This window comes from Bacillus sp. TH50 (assembly GCF_016650565.1).
Classification (GTDB): Bacteria; Bacillota; Bacilli; order Bacillales; family Bacillaceae_G; genus Bacillus_A; species Bacillus_A mycoides.
In genome coordinates this window covers 1,033,620-1,051,481 of record NZ_JAEKFM010000003.1, presented here as the reverse complement: position 1 = coordinate 1,051,481, position 17,862 = coordinate 1,033,620, and the positions used below count along the sequence as shown (strand labels likewise).

The 17,862-nt window shown below is 35.2% G+C and carries 18 protein-coding genes and 1 riboswitch; of the genes, 11 read left to right on the top strand and 7 right to left on the bottom strand.

Annotated features, from left to right (window positions below; genetic code table 11):
- Positions 1 to 197 precede the first annotated feature (197 nt).
- Positions 198 to 304: riboswitch (SAM riboswitch) on the top strand.
- A gap of 69 nt (positions 305 to 373) precedes the next feature.
- The 4 genes from JFU23_RS05535 to JFU23_RS05520 all read left to right on the top strand — a co-directional run bounded on the left by JFU23_RS05535 (position 374) and on the right by JFU23_RS05520 (position 3,611).
- Positions 374 to 1,042 (top strand): amino acid ABC transporter permease, encoded by a 669-nt coding sequence (locus JFU23_RS05535; protein ID WP_002066492.1) that lies wholly within the window; start codon positions 374 to 376, stop codon positions 1,040 to 1,042.
- A 19-nt stretch (positions 1,043 to 1,061) separates the two neighbouring features.
- On the top strand, positions 1,062 to 1,823 hold the full coding sequence (locus tag JFU23_RS05530) for an amino acid ABC transporter ATP-binding protein (RefSeq protein ID WP_201031561.1): 762 nt from the start codon (positions 1,062 to 1,064) through the stop codon (positions 1,821 to 1,823).
- Positions 1,824 to 1,834: 11 nt separating this feature from the next.
- On the top strand, positions 1,835 to 2,620 hold the full coding sequence (locus JFU23_RS05525) for an amino acid ABC transporter substrate-binding protein (protein ID WP_002033609.1): 786 nt from the start codon (positions 1,835 to 1,837) through the stop codon (positions 2,618 to 2,620).
- 82 nt (positions 2,621 to 2,702) lie between these two features.
- A complete protein-coding gene (locus tag JFU23_RS05520) occupies positions 2,703 to 3,611 on the top strand; it encodes a VOC family protein (RefSeq protein ID WP_201031560.1) in 909 nt (302 codons plus the stop codon).
- A 200-nt stretch (positions 3,612 to 3,811) separates the two neighbouring features.
- Here the strand turns inward: JFU23_RS05520 and JFU23_RS05515 are convergent, their stop codons facing one another.
- On the bottom strand, positions 3,812 to 4,330 hold the full coding sequence (locus JFU23_RS05515; protein WP_201031559.1) for a GNAT family N-acetyltransferase: 519 nt from the start codon (positions 4,328 to 4,330) through the stop codon (positions 3,812 to 3,814).
- Positions 4,331 to 4,643: 313 nt separating this feature from the next.
- Here JFU23_RS05515 and JFU23_RS05510 point away from each other — a divergent pair, with 313 nt between their 5' ends.
- Both JFU23_RS05510 and colA read left to right on the top strand, forming a co-directional pair.
- On the top strand, positions 4,644 to 5,321 hold the full coding sequence (locus tag JFU23_RS05510) for an MgtC/SapB family protein (protein ID WP_113735117.1): 678 nt from the start codon (positions 4,644 to 4,646) through the stop codon (positions 5,319 to 5,321).
- A gap of 203 nt (positions 5,322 to 5,524) precedes the next feature.
- Positions 5,525 to 8,440: a collagenase ColA gene (gene colA / locus JFU23_RS05505; RefSeq protein ID WP_201031558.1), complete on the top strand. Its 2,916-nt coding sequence runs from the start codon at positions 5,525 to 5,527 to the stop codon at positions 8,438 to 8,440.
- Positions 8,441 to 8,475: 35 nt separating this feature from the next.
- Here the strand turns inward: colA and JFU23_RS05500 are convergent, their stop codons facing one another.
- Positions 8,476 to 8,979 (bottom strand): GNAT family N-acetyltransferase, encoded by a 504-nt coding sequence (locus JFU23_RS05500; protein WP_002137638.1) that lies wholly within the window; start codon positions 8,977 to 8,979, stop codon positions 8,476 to 8,478.
- A 254-nt stretch (positions 8,980 to 9,233) separates the two neighbouring features.
- Here JFU23_RS05500 and JFU23_RS05495 point away from each other — a divergent pair, with 254 nt between their 5' ends.
- From JFU23_RS05495 to JFU23_RS31040, 5 genes are all read left to right on the top strand, one after another.
- Positions 9,234 to 9,632 carry a DUF2871 family protein gene (locus tag JFU23_RS05495; protein ID WP_002033617.1) on the top strand — a complete coding sequence of 133 codons (399 nt, stop codon included), beginning with the start codon at positions 9,234 to 9,236 and terminating at the stop codon, positions 9,630 to 9,632.
- A gap of 135 nt (positions 9,633 to 9,767) precedes the next feature.
- Entirely contained in the window at positions 9,768 to 11,159 is a 1,392-nt protein-coding gene (locus JFU23_RS05490) for an FAD-binding oxidoreductase (protein WP_201031557.1), read from the top strand.
- Positions 11,160 to 11,165: 6 nt separating this feature from the next.
- Positions 11,166 to 11,513, top strand: coding sequence for a DUF4260 domain-containing protein (locus JFU23_RS05485; protein WP_201031556.1), 348 nt, complete (start codon positions 11,166 to 11,168; stop codon positions 11,511 to 11,513).
- 250 nt (positions 11,514 to 11,763) lie between these two features.
- Positions 11,764 to 12,369 carry an FMN-binding negative transcriptional regulator gene (locus tag JFU23_RS05480; protein WP_201031555.1) on the top strand — a complete coding sequence of 202 codons (606 nt, stop codon included), beginning with the start codon at positions 11,764 to 11,766 and terminating at the stop codon, positions 12,367 to 12,369.
- Positions 12,370 to 12,719: 350 nt separating this feature from the next.
- On the top strand, positions 12,720 to 12,929 hold the full coding sequence (locus tag JFU23_RS31040; RefSeq protein WP_307838361.1) for a hypothetical protein: 210 nt from the start codon (positions 12,720 to 12,722) through the stop codon (positions 12,927 to 12,929).
- 46 nt (positions 12,930 to 12,975) lie between these two features.
- On the opposite strand, the gene JFU23_RS05475 is transcribed toward JFU23_RS31040, so the two are convergent.
- The 5 genes from JFU23_RS05475 to JFU23_RS05455 form a co-directional block, all read right to left on the bottom strand.
- Complete coding sequence (locus JFU23_RS05475; protein WP_002033627.1) at positions 12,976 to 13,164, bottom strand: hypothetical protein; 189 nt, start codon at positions 13,162 to 13,164, stop codon at positions 12,976 to 12,978.
- Between the two features lie 2 nt (positions 13,165 to 13,166).
- Entirely contained in the window at positions 13,167 to 14,264 is a 1,098-nt protein-coding gene (locus JFU23_RS05470) for a tetratricopeptide repeat protein (RefSeq protein WP_201031554.1), read from the bottom strand.
- Positions 14,265 to 14,550: 286 nt separating this feature from the next.
- Complete coding sequence (locus JFU23_RS05465) at positions 14,551 to 14,961, bottom strand: hypothetical protein (protein ID WP_201031553.1); 411 nt, start codon at positions 14,959 to 14,961, stop codon at positions 14,551 to 14,553.
- Positions 14,962 to 15,206: 245 nt separating this feature from the next.
- On the bottom strand, positions 15,207 to 16,673 hold the full coding sequence (locus tag JFU23_RS05460) for a protein adenylyltransferase SelO (RefSeq protein WP_201031552.1): 1,467 nt from the start codon (positions 16,671 to 16,673) through the stop codon (positions 15,207 to 15,209).
- Between the two features lie 177 nt (positions 16,674 to 16,850).
- Positions 16,851 to 17,849, bottom strand: coding sequence for an NADP-dependent oxidoreductase (locus tag JFU23_RS05455; RefSeq protein ID WP_201031551.1), 999 nt, complete (start codon positions 17,847 to 17,849; stop codon positions 16,851 to 16,853).
- Positions 17,850 to 17,862: the final 13 nt, after the last annotated feature.

Here is a 17,862-nt window from a genome sequence, read left to right as displayed (position 1 = left end):
CTATAATTGAAGCCATCTCTTCTGAATTTCAGAGGAGATGGCTTTTTGTGTACAGTTTATTAAGAATAGTAAATTGATGTATTACTAGTATGTTCGAAAAAGGGTTGAGTTTAATTCTCAGTTTTCCTATTGACATTGTTTAATTTTAACTGTATTCTTCATAATAACAACTAAATAAATGGAAAAATTTATTAGTTTTCTTATCAAGAGAGATGGAGGGACTGGCCCGGTGAAATCTCAGCAACAGGCTAAAAAAGCACTGTGCTAATTCCAGCAAACGTAAAAGGCGTTTGGAAGATGAAGGGAAATGGATTAACATTCAACTCTTCTTATATGTGTAAGAAGAGTTTTTTGTTTAGAGAGGGGGGATAGAGTGAAATTTGATGTAGCGTATTTTTTAGAAAGTTTTCCGCAATTATTTAAGTATGTATACATAACTTTAGGGATTACTGTAGTTTCAATGATTATTTCTTTCTTTATAGGGATTGGCTTGGCGATCATTACAAAAAACAAAACGAAATTTTTATATCCAATTGCAAGGGTGTATATCTCTTTCTTTAGAGGGACACCGTTATTAGTTCAATTGTTTGTGTTGTATTTCGGATTGCCACAAATATCTCCGGCTTTTACAGTACTTACAGCTATGCAAGCAACTTTAATTGGTCTCAGTTTAAATAATGCTGCTTATTTGTCAGAGATAATTCGAGGTTCATTAAATGCTGTGGAATCAGGGCAAATGGATGCTTGTTTATCAGTTGGAATGACAAAAGCACAAGCGATGCGACAAATTATCTTTCCGCAGGCTATTCGTGTAGCGGTGCCGTCACTTGGAAATAATTTTGTTGGATTGTTAAAAGAATCTTCGTTATCTTTTGCACTTGGAGTGGCTGAAATATTGGCACAAGCGAAAATGCTGGCGGCACAATCGTATCGTTATATGGAAAGCTATTTAGCGGTAGCGATTGTGTATTGGATTATTACAATCGTAATCAGCTGGGGACAGAAAAGGTTGGAGAAGAAACTTGATGCACCGTATTTATAAGAGAAATGAGGTGATATATGTGATTGAGTTGAAAAATTTGTATAAATCTTACAAACATAATGAAGTGCTGAAAGGAATCTCACTTACTGTCAAAAAAGGGGAAGTGGTAGTAATTATTGGACCTTCTGGTTCAGGGAAATCGACATTACTACGATGTTTAAATTTATTAGAACAACCGGATGATGGCAGTATTAGAATTGAAGATTTAGAGATTCATACGAAGAAACTTTATCAAAAAGAAATCATAAAATTACGTCAAAAAACAGCTATGGTTTTTCAAAACTATAATTTATTTAAAAATAAAACAGCATTGCAAAATATTACAATAGCATTAACGGTTGTACAGAAAAAAAGTGAAGAAGAGGCAAATGGAATAGCGAGAGAAATATTAAAACAAGTAGGCTTAGCTGATAAAGAAGATTTTTATCCGACGATGTTATCAGGTGGACAACAGCAAAGGGTAGGGATTGCTAGGGCAATGGCTTTAAATCCAGCTGTATTATTGTTTGATGAACCCACTTCAGCACTTGATCCAGAATTAGTTAATGAGGTATTACAAGTTATTAAAGACTTGGCAAGACAACATATAACGATGGTTATTGTTACACATGAAATGAATTTTGCAAAAGAGGTGGCTGATCGCGTTATTTTTATGGCTGATGGAATTATCGTAGAGCAGGGAACGCCAGAAGAGATTTTTCGAAACCCACAAAATGAACGTACGAAAAAGTTTTTACGGCAATTAAATGCATCTGAAGAAGGAAATCATTTCGTTATTTAGGAGGAAGAGTTATGAGAAAATCGTCATTATTACTAACATTAGCATTAACACTATCAGTTGGAGCTTTGTCTGCATGCGGTTCTAATGCAGCAAGTAAAAAGACAGATGAAAAAGTAGTGAAAGTTGGGACTTCTGCAGGTCGTAGCCCATTTATATTTAAAGAAGGTGAGAAAGTAAAAGGTTTTGATGCTGAAATTATTGAAGCGGCTGCTAAAAAAGCTGGATATAAAGTAGAATGGAATGTTTCTGATTTTGAAGGATTATTCGGTTTATTAGATTCAGGCCGTATTGATACGATTGCAAATGAATTATCCGTTTCTCCGGAAAGAAAAAAGAAATATGACTTTTCGATACCGTATGTGTATTCAGGTTCTGTTTTTGCGGTGAAGAAAAATAATAATACAATTAAATCGCTAGAGGATTTAAAAGGAAAGACTGTAGGTGTTGGACTTGGTACAGCAGGAGAGCAAGAGTTAAAAGCTTTAAATAAAAATAATGCTTTTACGATTAAAACGTACTCAGAGGACCCAACGGCGGAATTGAACGAAGTAGGGTTTGGACGCGTCGATGCTTATTATAATGATAAAGTTCAAGTGGAAACAACAATAACAAAGGCGAAACTAGACAATGTCAAAGTTGGATTTGGTCCACTTGAATGGGGAGAGATTGCATTTCCATTTGCAAAAAAGAGTGAAAAGTTAGAAGATATAAACAAGGCGTTAAAAGAATTAGAGCAAGATGGAACATTAAGTGACATATCGAAAAAATGGCTGAAAGTTGATGCTACAAAAAAATAAAATTAAGGTGTATTCGTTGAATGGGCCTATTGCCTATCAACTTACATAAAAAAACTAAAGGGAACTGGAGAGGACGTTATTCATGGTACAAATTCATCCGAAAACACGTATTGGTCATGTTGCATTTAAAGTAAAAGATCTAGAGCGTCAAATTGCTTTTTATGAGAATGTAGTAGGGTTAGAGGTAAGTAAGCAAGAGGGGAATAAAGCATATTTAACAGGAAAAGGTGGTAAGAATACGTTACTTGTTCTTGAGCAGTTGGAAGATGCAGCGCTACAAGAACCGCGTACGACGGGTATATATCACGTAGCCTTTTTAGTTCCGACTCGTGAAGCTTTTGCTTCGGCACTATTTGGTGTTATTCGCAATAAAAAGGTAATTGATAGTCCGGCTGAGCAAGAAGGGCGTTATACATATTCAAATGAAATTTTGCCAATTTCAAGATTTAATAGTGCAAGTGATCATACGTATAGTGAGGCGTTTTATTTACAAGATTTAGAGGGGAATGGTATCGAGATTTATGCAGATCGCCCTCGAGGTCAATGGGGAGAAGGGCCAGGGGGAAGTACGCCACTAGATTTAAAAGAACTGGCAACGCTCGTTAATTATGAGCTTGATGGATTACCTGCTGACACTGTCGTTGGGCACGTCCATTTACGAATAGCTGATGTAGAAAAGTCACATGAGTTTTATGTAGAAACAGTAGGCTTTGAAGTGCAGCAGCGTGAAGATGATTGCTTATTTATTTCGGCAGGAGGGTATCATCACCATATCGGTGCAAATACGTGGAACGGAGTAAATAATCCGTATCCACCAGCACATGCAACTGGACTAAAAGTGTATACGATAGTACTACCGCATAAAGAAGCGTTAGATGAAGTAAAAGAAAGATTAATAGAAAAACAACATGAAATAAATGAAACTAAAAATGGATTTACTGTAGTAGATCCAAGTGGTATTACAGTGCAGTTTGAAATAGAAGCAGTATAAAGTGAAACTTTAATCAGTGGGGGCTTTGTTCATCCCCCACTGATTATTAGCCTTCACCAATCGGGCGTTTATGGGCAGTTAATCTCCCACCTAACTTCTTTGTTCCAGCTGAATTTTGAGGTGGGAGTTGTACTGCCCGTTAACGCGGGATAAAAGGAGCCAGAAAGCGTCTAATCACTTTCTGGCTTGTTTTTGATTATTTAGAGCTCAATCCAATACCTTCTCACAACATTCCCATCTTCTTCAGTGAAATCATCATCACGGAGACCGCCGTTATGTAAAATCGTTTTTTCTGAAGCAGTATTCACTTCGTCGCAAACGACAAGTGCTTTCGTGATGTTTAATTCTTTCGTTTTTTCTAATGATAACTCTAGTAACTTTGTAGCATAACCTTTTCTTCTTTCAGAAGGGCGAATACCATAACCGATATGGCCTCCAGCATTAAATAAATGCTCCGTCAAACTATGACGAATATTAACAACTCCTACAACTCTATTTTCATCTGTCACGAGCCAATAAGTAGAATCTGGTACCCAAGTTTCAGGAATATTTATTCCGTTATGTGCGTCGTGTAATTCTTGAATCATTGCCGTGAAATTAGAAGGATTTTTTGAAATAACCCATGGAATCATCGTTTCACCGCTATCTTTCCATTCGTTATAAAAATCTAAGTATTCTTCTTGTAAATCAGTAGTAGGTGTAAGTAAAGAGACGTTCATTGTTAGTAAGCTCCTTTTATTTATGTTTTATTTCACAAAAATTATGATATAAAATGAAAGCGTTCCCTGACTTTCTCAACCTCATTTCATGCAACTCATATGCCATTTTTAACTGAAAATAAGTTAGACGTTGAACTTTAAAGTTTTTTTGTATGAGAAGTAGGTTGTTTTATTTATGTTAATATTTAAAATATTAACATAAAATCACTGGGATATTAAATGTATTTTAATAAAATGCTTTTATATCGATGGGTAGATGCATGTGATAATTTTTGTTTTATCTCTCTATAATGAATAAAAGGGGGAAGTGCTCGTGAGCTTACATATTGATTTTATTATACGAATCGGTGTTGCTGGTTTGTTAGGGGCGATAATCGGTATTGAAAGGGAAATTCGCTCAAAAGAAGCTGGATTAAAAACACATTTCCTAGTAGCCGTAGGGAGTGCTTTAATAATGGTCGTTTCGAAATATGCTTTTTCGGATATTGTGTTTGAAGAACATATGGCTCTTGATCCGAGCCGGATTGCAGCGCAAGTTGTTAGTGGAGTTGGATTTTTAGGTGCAGGTACAATCATTATTCAAAAGCAGGCAGTGAAAGGATTAACGACAGCGGCTGGTTTATGGGCTACAGCAGGAATAGGGCTAGCAATTGGAGCAGGTATGTATGTTGTAGGGATTGGAGCGATGATTCTCGTTTTGATTGGTTTAGAGATTGTAAGTCGTATTTTTAAGGTGCAATTTTTATTTCCGCAAAATATAACGGTGCAAATGTGTATAAATAAACATGAGGCGGTACAGCAAATATTAGAAATGCTTCAAGTGAAAGGCATTCCAATACTTTCATATGAAGTGGAAACTTCACAGCAAGAAACAGAAATAGTTTATAAGGTAGGGATGCAATTGAAAAATATATCGTCAGAAGAAAAGAATGCATTTATTCAGCATATGCAAACATTGCCGGAAATTACGTTTATAAAGTTAAAATCATAGTGTTGAAATAGAGGATAGATGTAGCAGGAATTTCGCTATTATCTATCCTTTTTTGACATAAATCACATGTGAAGTCAAGTGTTAACTTCATTTTGAATGGATACATGTGTGAACGTTCCCTTCTTTTTTCTCAATACAGAATAAATAGTCAGAATAGTAAAATAATGGAGCGGGACACTAAAAAATGTAAGGTAGGGGAGAGCATGAAAGGCTATTCAAAAAAAGTTTTAGTAGGGGTAAGTTTTGCTAGTTTAATGTTAGGGAGTTTTCAAGGAAGCATATTGGCGGAAGATACTAAGGGAGAGCAAGTTTCATATCGAAATGTGCTAAAAATGGAGCCGGTTGGTGTACAACTGCCCGTGGAAGAATTAGCTCATTCATCGAAAGTATTAGAAAGCAAGTCTTTTGAGAAAAGGCTACAATTTGCTGATTTATCGCAAAGACCGCCTGAAGTAAAAAAGGAAAGTAAGCAATTGGCTGTAGCGAAAACTTATACAATTGCTGAATTAAATCAATTAAGCAATCAACAATTAGTAGATTTACTTGTAACAATCGATTGGGAGCAAATTACGGGGCTATTTCAGTTTAATAAGGACAGCCTTGCATTCTATCAAAATGATAGTAGGATGCAGGCAATTATTGATAAATTGAAGCAGCAAGGACAAGCTTATACGAAGGATGATTCAAAAGGGATTGAGACATTAGTAGAGGTATTGCGCTCTGGATTTTATTTAGGTTTTTATAATGCAGAATTAAGTAAACTTAATGAGCGGAGCTATCATGACAAGTGCTTGCCGGCGTTAAAAACGATTGCGAACAATCCAAATTTCAAACTCGGTACGTTAGAACAAAATAAAGTTGTATCATCATACGGAAAATTAATAGGAAATGCTTCGAGTGATGTGGAAACGATAACATCGGCTGCAAAGATTTTTAAGCAATATAATGATAATTTTTCTACATTGGTAGATAATCTTTCAGCTGGAAATGCGATTTACGATATTATGCAAGGTGTTGATTACGATATTCAATCGTATTTGTACGATACGAGAAAAGCACCGAAAGATACAGTATGGTATCAGAGAATAGATAGTTATATTAATGAGTTAAGTAGATTTGCGTTAATGGGAACGATTACAGAGAAAAACGGATGGCTTATTAATAATGGCATTTATTATACAGGTAGACTCGGCACATTCCATAGTACAGGGACAAAAGGATTACAAGTTGTAACAGATGCGATGAAAATCTATCCTTATTTAGGTGAGCAATATTTCGTAGCAGCTGAGCAAATTACGACGAATTATGGCGGGAAAGATGCAAACGGTAACGTTGTTAATTTAGATCAAATACGAGAAGATGGGAAGAAAAAGTATTTGCCGAAAACGTATACGTTTGATGATGGTGCAATTGTTTTAAAAGCGGGAGATAAAGTGACTGAGGAGAAAGTTAAACGTTTATATTGGGCAGCAAAAGAAGTAAAGGCACAATTCCATCGTACGGTTGAAAGTGACCAACCGTTAGAAAAAGGAAATCCAGATGATGTATTAACGATGGTTATTTATAATAGCCCGGCTGAATATCAATTTAATCGTCAATTGTACGGGTATGAAACGAATAACGGCGGTCTTTATATAGAAGGAACAGGTACGTTCTTTACTTATGAACGTACGCCAGAAGAAAGTATTTATAGTTTAGAAGAATTGTTCCGACATGAGTTCACGCATTATTTACAAGGTAGATATGAAGTGCCAGGACTTTGGGGGCAAGGTAAGATGTATGAGAATGAGAGATTATCTTGGTTTGAAGAAGGGAATGCTGAGTTTTTTGCAGGTGCAACGAGAACGGACAACGTCGTTCCAAGAAAGAGTATTATAGGAGGACTATCTTCGAATCCAGCAGAACGTTATACGGCAGAGCGAACGTTAAATGCAAAGTATGGAACGTGGGATTTCTACAATTATTCCTTTGCTTTACAATCGTATATGTACAATAAGAGATACGATATGTTTGATAAAGTTCATGATCTTATTAGGAAAAATGATGTAACAGCATATAATGCATACCGCTCTGCTTTAAGTAAAGATGCGAATTTAAATAAAGAGTATCAAGACTATATGCAAATGTTAGTAGACAACCGTGAGAAATATAATGTTCCGTTAGTGTCAGATGATTATTTAGCAACTCATGCACCGAAACCAGTTTCAGATATTGCCGCAGAAATTACAGCGGAAGCAAAATTAAGTAATGTATCAGTAAAGAAAAATAAATCACAATTCTTTAATACATTTACACTGCAAGGAACATATACAGGAACTTCTGCAAAAGGAGAATATGAAGACTGGAAAACAATTACGCAAAATGTAAATGATACGTTAAAACGTTTAAGTGCAAAAGAATGGACAGGCTATAAAACAGTAACAGCTTACTTCGTGAATTACCGTGTAAATGCATCAGGGCAATTTGAATATGATGTTGTGTTCCACGGTATTAATACAGAAGAAGGTGCTGTGAATAAAGCGCCGGTCGCGGTTATAAATGGTCCGTATAGCGGACATACGAATGAAGCAATCTCGTTTAAAAGCGATGGATCAAAAGATGAAGATGGGAAAATTGCTTCTTATAACTGGGAGTTCGGTGATGGTGCGGTAAGTAATGAGCAAAATCCAACTCACGTATATACAAAAGAAGGAACGTATACGGCGAAATTAACAGTATCAGACGATAAAGGATTAACTAATACTGCTACAACGAGCGTAACGGTTCAAAAGAAAGAAGATAACAGTGTAGAAAAAGAGCTAAATAATTCATTCCAAACGGCAAATAAACTGCAGTTAAATCAAGTTTTACGTGCTAGTTTAGGAAACGGTGATACGAGTGATTACTTTGAAATAAATATAGAAACTGCGAAAAACCTTCAAATTAATGTAACGAAGGAAAATAATATCGGAGTAAACTGGGTTCTTTATTCAGAAGCAGATTTAAATAATTATGTTACGTATGCACAGCAACAAGGAAATAAATTAGTAGGTAGTTACTATACGTATCCAGGGAAGTACTATTTACATGTATACCAGTATGGTGGTGGAACAGGGAATTATACGGTAGAAGTGAAGTGAAAAAAAGGGTCGCCATGAATGGCGACCCTTTTTTGTTATGCGTTATACCCGAATAATTTTAGATCTTCTCCTGAGTCTGAAATTATTTTTTCGAATCGCAATCCTACTTTTTCTAACAGCGTGCCTGAAGCAACATTATCTATAGAAGTAATTGCTACAATTCGTTTGAGTCCGAGCTTTTGTACACCGTATTCGATTACTGCAGCAGCTGATTCATAGCCGTACCCTTTTGAACGGAATTTTTCTAAAAAAGCAAAGCCGATATCAACATCTTCTAATGAATCTCTTTTAATAAGGCCGCACATACCAAGTGGAGTGAGATCTTCTTTTCGTTCAACTAAGTAAAGACCAAAGCCCATTTTATTGTACATATCGACGGGTCCGTTTAAGATGTATTTTTTTGCATCTTCTAAGTTTTTAATGCCTTTATCACCAATAAATTGAATCCATGCAGGATCATTTACTAATTCAAGAATAAACGGAGCATCTTTTACATCGAGCCAGCGAAGAGTGAGTCTTTCAGTTTCAAGAACTATCAATCTATTGCACCACCTTTAAAAGTTATAACAATTAGTATGGATTGTGCGAAATAAAAGTGCAAGTTATTTTAATTGAGAGTTACTGTTCACATAAAGTTCGATTGTTTTGTATAAAAGGATATTTTATAATTAGGATTGATTGTAAAGAGTGAGATACTTATACAATGACTCCTAGGAAACTAGGAGTTTTTACTATATAACTATCATTATTACTAAATATGACACACTACACATTCTACTTAAGGAGGTACATAATGAAGAAATTATATAATGCATCGTTTACTTATTTGATTATCGGTTTATTGTCAGGAATATTTGCTAGGGAGTATGGGAAATATAAAGGGATTTTAGGCTCTACTTTATTAAATCTTTTGCATACGCATACGTTAGTACTTGGCTTTTTCTTCTTTTTAATTGCTTTAGGATTAGCGAAAGTATTCGCGTTTCATGAAGTGAAAGGATTTAATAACTGGTTTATTTTACATAATATCGCATTAACTTTAATGTTAGGATCGCTAGCAGCGAGAGGACTTCTTCAACTAAATGGAGCGGACTTTAAAGGGTTAACTTATATTGTAGGGTTCTCTCATTCTATGATGGCATTTACTTTAGTTTGGTTTATGATTTTATTGAAAAAATCGTCTAAAATATAGTTTTAAAAAAGAACTTGTAGGGAATACTGCAAGTTCTTTTTTTATATAAAACCTCAGGAATCTAACTATTCTGATTATTATGTATAAAAATGGTATAATTAATGCAGAGTAAATAATATAAAAGGAGAGTGCGTAATGGAAATAACAATTGAGCGATTAGTAAATGAATTAAAGGATGTACTTCCTGAAGATCAAGTAGTGATTAATAAGACAGTAAGAGAGTTACATAGTAAAGATGAATCTTACCATAATAGTAGTTTACCTGATGTAGTTGTTTTTCCAAAAACGATGGAAGAGGTTAGAGCAATAATGAAAGTAGCGAGTGAGCATAAAAAACCTGTCATTCCATTTGGAGTAGGTTCTAGTTTAGAAGGTCATATAATTCCTTATGAAAAGGGGATTACAGTTGATTTTTCATTAATGAACAAAATACTTGAAATAAGAGAGAAAGATTTTCTTGTGAAAGTACAACCAGGAGTGACTCGTTCTCAGCTCAATAAAGAATTGAAAAAGTACGGTTTGTTTTTTAGTGTAGATCCAGGTGCAGATGCAACGTTAGGAGGCATGGCTGCTACGAATGCGAGCGGAACGACAGCGGTTAAGTATGGCGTAATGCGTGATCAAGTTCGTGATTTAGAAGTGGTGCTTGCTGATGGGCAAGTGATACATACTGGCAATTTAGCGGCGAAGTCATCATCAGGTTATCATTTAAATGGTATTTTCGTAGGATCAGAGGGTACGCTTGGATGCTTTACAGAGCTAACATTAAAAGTATACGGCATACCAGAACATGTTATGGCTGCGAGAGCATCGTTTCCAACTATAAATGATGCAGTAGAAGCTGTTATTAACATACTACAAGCTGGTATTCCAATTGCGAGAATAGAACTTGTTGATGAATTATCTATGAAACAAGTAAATCATTACAATGAAACAAATTACAGAGAAGAACCAACACTGTTTTTAGAGTTTCACGGAAATGAAGCAGGGCTAACGCAAGATATCGAGTTTACGAAGGAAATTGTTTTTGATCATAAATGTAAAGAAGTTGCTTTTGAAACTGAAACTGCGGCAAGAAATAAATTATGGGATGCAAGACATAACTTAGCTTATTCTTACGTTCATAGTTATCCTGGTAAAAAGCTAATGAGTACAGATGTTTGTGTGCCAATTTCAGAGTTAACTGGCGCGATTCAAAATGCGAAAGAGACGTTAGATAAGGTGGGCCTTGTTGGTGGTATTCTTGGCCATGTAGGAGACGGGAATTTTCACGTGCTCTTAATGATTGATCCAAATGATAAAGATGAAGTGAAAAAAGCGGACGGAATAAATGAAAGTATTGTACTGTATGCTCTTAAGCGTGGCGGAACTTGTACAGGAGAGCATGGCGTTGGAATAGGAAAGCAGAAGTATCAAGAAGAAGAACATGGTGCGGCATTATTGGTAATGGAGAAAATAAAGAAAGCTCTTGATCCGCAAAATATTTTAAATCCGAATAAAATTTTCAAGCTAACAGATAAGGAATGATGAATTTTGGAGAAACGAATTATACACTTTGAAGGATTGGTCGTCTTATTAGCTGCGATTTATATATATGCATTATGTGGATTTAGTTGGTTATTATTTATCGTATTACTTTTTGTACCTGATTTAGCAATGGTGGCGTACGCTATTAACAAACGTGTTGGTGCACAAATTTATAATCTATTTCACACATATATCATATCAATATTACTTGTTTTAATAGGGGTCTATTTAAAGATGGATACGATTTTAATGATTGGTTTAATATGGACAGCATATATTGGAATGGATCGAATGCTTGGGTATGGATTGAAGTATGAAACTGATTTTAAGGATACGCATATTCAGAGGTTATAGCTTAGGTAAAACGGAATTTATTGAATATGTATTAGAAAAAGCTATGAAGGATAGTTGAATAGAAGAGTTTGTATCAATACGAAAATAGACTAAGGTGGCAGAAATCATATAATGCCACCTATTGTTTTTGAAGAAGAGGTTTTACTATATGAACTGACCTTATAAAACAATTACAATCTGCCCCTGCCAAATAATAAATCTCGTAAATATAATGGGAAATAAGAAGATAAGAAAAGAAAAGAGGGAGCTTATGTACATACCAAAACATTTCACTATACAAGATGAAGAGACGAAGTACGAAATGATTGAACAAAATAGCTTTGCAACTTTATTTTCTCAACATAACGGAGCACCGTACGCAACACATTTGCCTTTATTGTTAAATAAGGCAACACTTACTTTATATGGTCATTTTGCACGTCCAAATGAGCAATGGAAAGATAGTGGAAATCAACAAGTGTTAGCTGTTTTTCAAGGACCACATAGTTACATCTCTCCGTCATGGTATGAAACAAATAAAGCAGTACCAACATGGAACTATGTTGCGGTCCATGTATATGGAGAGTTAGAAATTGTTGAAGATGAACAGGAATTAATAGATTCTCTTCAAGATTTAGTACATAAATATGAAAACTCAAAGAGCACCTACTCACTGAAGGATGTAGATCCGAATTATATGGAAGGATTAAGTAGGGGAATAGTTGGGTTCAAAATAAAGATAAATAATATAGAAGGAAAAGCGAAGTTAAGTCAAAATCATTCTGGGCAAAGACGGAAATTAGTTGTGGAGGAACTTGAGAAAGTTGGTAGTGAGGGGAGTAGGGGGATTGCTGATTTGATGAAAGAAATAGAGTGATTTCATATGAAGTAAAGGGATATTTCTATTTTTGTAGAAATATCTTTTACTTGAAAGAAAAACTGCCTCCGTAGCTCTAGAAGGGAAGAGCGCCGGAAAACAGTGTAGAACCGGGTCGCAAGGCGAAGGTTTCAGAAGCACCGAAAAGCAAATAAGCTGAGACAGGTGAAACTCCTGTCGGTGAAATTCCGTAGGGAAGCGTGTTCCCCTTAGCCTATGCTTACGAAAGGAGTACGGGTTCGAATCCCGTCGGAGGCATATAGAAAACCGTATATTAAGAAATAGTTTGTCTTTGTTATACTCATTTAATGGTAAAATTAAAGTTAGGATATTTTATAGTGGGAAACAAAATGGAAGTGTTTTTAGTAGCCATCTTTTCAGCGACTATCATAATGATGACTGTTTTTGTTATAACAAAGGCTTGTTTTACGGGGTATAAGAGGAATGATATATCATTTCGGAAATTTATTCTTTTATCAAGTGTTTCAATTGTGATAGGCCGTTTATTGTCATTTGTACTACCATTTGGCTATGAAAAAATATTCGATTACATTAACTAAATAAACGTATTTAAAAAGACCTTCTTAATTGAAGGCCTTTCATTTTTTAAAGTGCTTTTTCAGCTGTTGTTGTGTTGTAGTCTTTGCTTACGTCAACGGATTGAACAAAGTCAGGTTTTTGTGGAGCAGGGAAATGCTCATGTCCAGCTTGGTTTGTCAGATTTGCATTTAACCCAAAAGCAGCGATTCCAGCAAAAGCAATACCTAAAGCGATTTTACCAATTGTTTTCCTCATTTTCATAACCTTCTTTCATTCTTTTTGTTTGCTTCAATACTCTTGAGGAAATACTCACTAGCCTTTTCAAACTGTAGCTTCTTGTGATATGTAGTTGCTATTTTCTCACAATACTCTGAAGTGTAACTGAATAAAGATTCTGCATTAAAATAGTGAATTCCTGCTTGTACAATTTTATCTAACTGTTCTAATTCAAATTCATTAATATTAGCTTCTAAAATAGAAAAATGATGTTTATACTCCTCGTTGTCCAGTTGTAAAACAATCTCTTTTCCGGTCTGGATATACTTATTTGCTAATTCTATATTGCCTAATTTTCCATTTTCTTGTGCAAGTAAAAATAATGCTTTGTAGTGCTTTGGCATTTTTTCTATCACTTCTGATAATTGGCGAATGGCTTGTTCTGATAAATCTTGATTTGCGTACAGTGTACCTAGATTATTTCGTACATGAAGAAGTAAAGGTTCTTCGTTTAATTTTTGTAAGATATCAATTGCTTTATAGTATAATTCTTCAGCTTTTTCATAGTGTCCAACTGCTACATAGGCTCCACCAAGCACGCTTAAACATGATGTTACGTTTCGTTCGCAATCGTTTATTGTTTGGAAAATGTCTAATGCTTTAGTTGCATTTACTATAGCTTGGCTTGGTTGTTGCATTTGAAAATGATAAACTGCATATCGATAATAAAAATCAGCTTGCTCCACATTAGTAAGACTAGTTAATGATGATTTTGCTTTCTCAAAATAATCATCAGCTTTATCGAATTTGTTTAATGCAGTGTAGTAAATTGCATTGTAATAGTGATATAAGTAGGATAGTTGTAAATCAGATGGTATAGCATAAGCGTTAATTGATTCAAAACTATCTTTTGTAATTGATAGCCCTTCAGTGAATACTGCATAGCGGAATTTTAATAAATCAAAAAATAATTGGTAGGATGCATTTTCTGTATTTCCTTGTAAAAGCATTTCTTTTTTTTCTTTTGCTGCTGCATGATAGCAGTCGTGGGATACTACGACATTTTGAGTTAAAATTGCGTGATACCACGCTTCTAGATGTTTGGTTGCGTATGTACTACCGGTTAATAAAGTGTTCATAAGGTCCCCCCTCATAATATTCTATTGAGTTGTATCTATAATGGTAACACGAATTATCGGAATATTATGTAAAAATAACTTGATAAATAAAATTCTTGTAAATAAGAAAATTAGATCGTTTTTAGTTGTATATTTGTATATTTTATTCAATATTTGTTATTTTTTAGATGGTAAATGCTATGGGGGGTTCAAAATATGAATATTTTATTTCAAACCAAGAAAAAGTTGAGAAAGTAAATAAAAATAATAAATTTAAAAAATCCCCTTCATAATTGAAGGGGGATTTTTAAATGTGCTCACCATGATTTTCTAATTTAGGAGCAGGGAAATCAGCATGACCTTCTTGCTTAGGGGCAGGGAAATCAGCATGACCTTCTTGCTTAGGAGCAGGGAGATCAGCATGACTGTCTTGCTTAGGAGCAGGGAGATCAGCATGACTGTCTTGCTTAGGAGCAGGGAAATCAGCATGGCTATCCTGTTTAGAAACTGGAGGTCTTCCATGATCATAAGTGGGAGCCAAAGTATCACCTTTATTGAAAGCAGGAGCCCCTCCGTAGTCACCATGATTTTCTAATTTAGGCGCTGGAACATCTCCATGTTCAGCTTTTACAACTCCGCCATCCCCGATGCTTACACCAAAAATACCAAAACCAAGTACTGATAATCCTACAACAACTGTACCAATTTTTCTTTTCAAATCTTATCTCTCCTTATAGTTATTTATTTGTGTTATTCGTTTGTGAAATTAGACAGAATAACACAAATCGTAATAGGGGAATTCCCCCCCTAATTTACGATACTACATAATTCTGTGTAATATTTTGTAAAACCTTCTTGTATTTTGAAAATCAAGAAAAATAAATTCGACAAAAACACCACTCTCTCAAGTGGTGTAAGGAAATAAGTGTATGAATAATAAATTTAAAGGTTAAAGATAAACAATCACGTCCCGCAAAAAGTCCTATAAGGACGATTCGACGGCGCTGGAGGCGTGCAGTAATCCGCTTGTTCTTGAGAATATTCATAAGGATTTGCTAAAGCTTGAAGAAGTTTCTCCATTACGCTATAGTCTCCATTTTTAACAGCTGCTTCTAGTGCTTCTTCTACTCTGTGGTTCCTGGGGATGATTACTGGGTTGTTATTTTTCATTAATTTGTATGCATCATCTTTCGATTCTTTTTGTCTTTCTAACCGAGATTGCCATAGCTCGTACCATTCTTTAAATTCAGGACTTTCAAATAAAGGTGCATTTTCTAATATATTGTCAGTTAATGCACGGAATGTATTTGTATAATCTGCTTTATATTTTTCCATTGCTTTTAAAAGTTTCTCAATAAGTGATTGATCTTGCTCTTCATTGCTAAATAGTCCTAATTTCTTCTTCGTTCCGAGGAACCAATTGTTTTCGTACTGCACACTGAACTTTGAAATTTCATCTTGTGCAATTTTTAGTGCTTCTTTTTCATCTTCATGTAGTATCGGTATTAAAGATTCAGCTAAACGTGCGAGGTCCCATGCAGCCATATATGGTTGATTTCCGTATGCATAACGGCCTTGTGTGTCAATAGAGCTAAATACTGTTCCTTGATTATAACTATCCATAAAGGCACATGGACCGTAATCAATCGTTTCACCGCTAATCGTTATATTGTCAGTGTTCATTACGCCGTGAATGAAGCCAACGAGTTGCCATTTTGCGATAAGGCTTGCTTGTCTCTTAATGACTTCTTGTAGTAGTGCGACATATGGATTTTCAGTAGATTCAACCTCTGGATAATGTCTTTTTATCGTATAATCAGCTAAAGCTTTGAGATCTTCGATTGAGCCTCGAGCTGCGGCGTATTGGAATGTTCCAACGCGTATATGACTGCTTGCAACTCTAGTTAAAATAGCTCCAGGTAACTTCGTTTCGCGATAGATTGGTTCGCCAGTTGAGACTACTGCTAAACTGCGAGTAGTTGGAATATCAAGCGCGTACATCGCTTCACTAATAATATACTCACGTAGCATTGGACCGAGTGCAGCGCGACCATCACCACGGCGCGAATATGGAGTTGGACCGGAACCTTTCAATTGAATATCAAACCGTTCGCCTGAAGGAGTAATTTGTTCTCCAATTAAAAGGGCACGACCATCTCCTAACATGTTGAAATGACCAAATTGGTGCCCAGCATACGCTTGAGCTAGTGGATGAGCTCCTTCTGGAATAGTATTACCAGCTAAAATGGCGATTTCAGCGTCCTTTTTTAGTTCCTCAGGATTAAAGCCAAGAGATATTGCTAAAGAATTATTTAGTTTAATTAACTCCTGTGAGTGTACAGGAGTTGGGGGGATTTCTGTATAAAATGATTGTGGTAAAGTCGTATAACTATTATCTAAATTCCAACCTGCTTCATTATTTTTAGTCATTTTATCTCCTCCTTGTTTATTTTTTTATTATGTATTTGTACGTATGTATTCTTTGTAAAATTAGCTAAAAGTATAATATGATATTTCCCCTTGAAATCTATTGTAAGGACTTCATTACACTATGTCTATTTAACAGCAAATAATAAAACTCCATTTTAAAAAAATGGAGTTTTATTATTATTTGATTTTTACAATTATCTTTCCTTTTGCTCTTCCAGACTCTGAATATTCCATTGCTTTTTGAGTATCTTCAAAAGGGAAAATGCGATCGATTATAGGTTTGATTTGTCCAGATTCAATATACTTTGTAATTATACGTAATTGATCTCCGCTTGGTTTCATAAACAAAAACGAATATTGAGCATTATGCTTTTTTTCAAGTGCAGTAAGTTTTTTGCTTGCTAATGAAAATAAGAGTGTTTTGAAAAATCCTGAACCAAATTCTTTACCGAAGCGAGCATTCGGCATTCCTGAAACGGAAACAATGTTCCCTTCGCTTTTTATAATATCGAATGATTTTTCAAGTGCTGTACCGCCAAGTGTATCAAATACCGCATCATAATTTTTCAGTATATCTTCAAACTTTTCTTTTTTGTAATTAATAATTTCATCTGCGCCAAGAGACTTTACTAAATTTTCACCAGCTTCACTAGCAGTTGTTGCAACAGTGGCACCCATTATTTTTGCTAACTGAATTGCGAAAGTACCAACACCGCCGGATCCAGCGTGAATCAAAATCTTTTGTCCTTTTTGTAATTGCATGATGTCATTTAATGCTTGATATGATGTTAAGCCAACGAGTGGAATCGACGCCGCTTCCTCAAAAGTTAAATTTTTCGGTTTTAAGGCTATATCATCTTCATGAATGGCTATATATTCCGCAAAAGTACCGATCTTATCTTTTCTTGGACGTGCATATATTTCATCACCAACTTTAAATCGAGTCACCTTTGTTCCGACTTTTACAATGACACCAGAAAAGTCATTACCAAGAATAAGGGGCATTTTATATTTAAGTAACAACTTCACTTTTCCATCGCGTATTTTAAAATCAATTGGGTTAATGCTAGCTGCATGAATTTCTGCGAGCACCTCATACTCATTTATTTCAGGGGTGGGCATCTCAGTCATACGCATTGGAACTTTCCCGTACTTATCAATCACCATTGCTCTCATTTCTTATACCTCC

What these genes read in the sequence shown, in the direction of transcription:
- JFU23_RS05525 (WP_002033609.1), top strand. Translation starts at nt 1,835, where the DNA reads ATGAGAAAATCGTCATTATTACTAACATTAGCATTAACACTATCAGTT.
- JFU23_RS05520 (WP_201031560.1), top strand. Translation starts at nt 2,703, where the DNA reads ATGGTACAAATTCATCCGAAAACACGTATTGGTCATGTTGCATTTAAA.
- JFU23_RS05515 (WP_201031559.1), bottom strand. Translation starts at nt 4,330, where the DNA reads ATGAACGTCTCTTTACTTACACCTACTACTGATTTACAAGAAGAATAC.
- colA (WP_201031558.1), top strand. Translation starts at nt 5,525, where the DNA reads ATGAAAGGCTATTCAAAAAAAGTTTTAGTAGGGGTAAGTTTTGCTAGT.
- JFU23_RS05495 (WP_002033617.1), top strand. Translation starts at nt 9,234, where the DNA reads ATGAAGAAATTATATAATGCATCGTTTACTTATTTGATTATCGGTTTA.
- JFU23_RS05490 (WP_201031557.1), top strand. Translation starts at nt 9,768, where the DNA reads ATGGAAATAACAATTGAGCGATTAGTAAATGAATTAAAGGATGTACTT.
- JFU23_RS05480 (WP_201031555.1), top strand. Translation starts at nt 11,764, where the DNA reads ATGTACATACCAAAACATTTCACTATACAAGATGAAGAGACGAAGTAC.
- JFU23_RS31040 (WP_307838361.1), top strand. Translation starts at nt 12,720, where the DNA reads ATGGAAGTGTTTTTAGTAGCCATCTTTTCAGCGACTATCATAATGATG.
- JFU23_RS05475 (WP_002033627.1), bottom strand. Translation starts at nt 13,164, where the DNA reads ATGAGGAAAACAATTGGTAAAATCGCTTTAGGTATTGCTTTTGCTGGA.
- JFU23_RS05470 (WP_201031554.1), bottom strand. Translation starts at nt 14,264, where the DNA reads ATGAACACTTTATTAACCGGTAGTACATACGCAACCAAACATCTAGAA.
- JFU23_RS05460 (WP_201031552.1), bottom strand. Translation starts at nt 16,673, where the DNA reads ATGACTAAAAATAATGAAGCAGGTTGGAATTTAGATAATAGTTATACG.
- JFU23_RS05455 (WP_201031551.1), bottom strand. Translation starts at nt 17,849, where the DNA reads ATGAGAGCAATGGTGATTGATAAGTACGGGAAAGTTCCAATGCGTATG.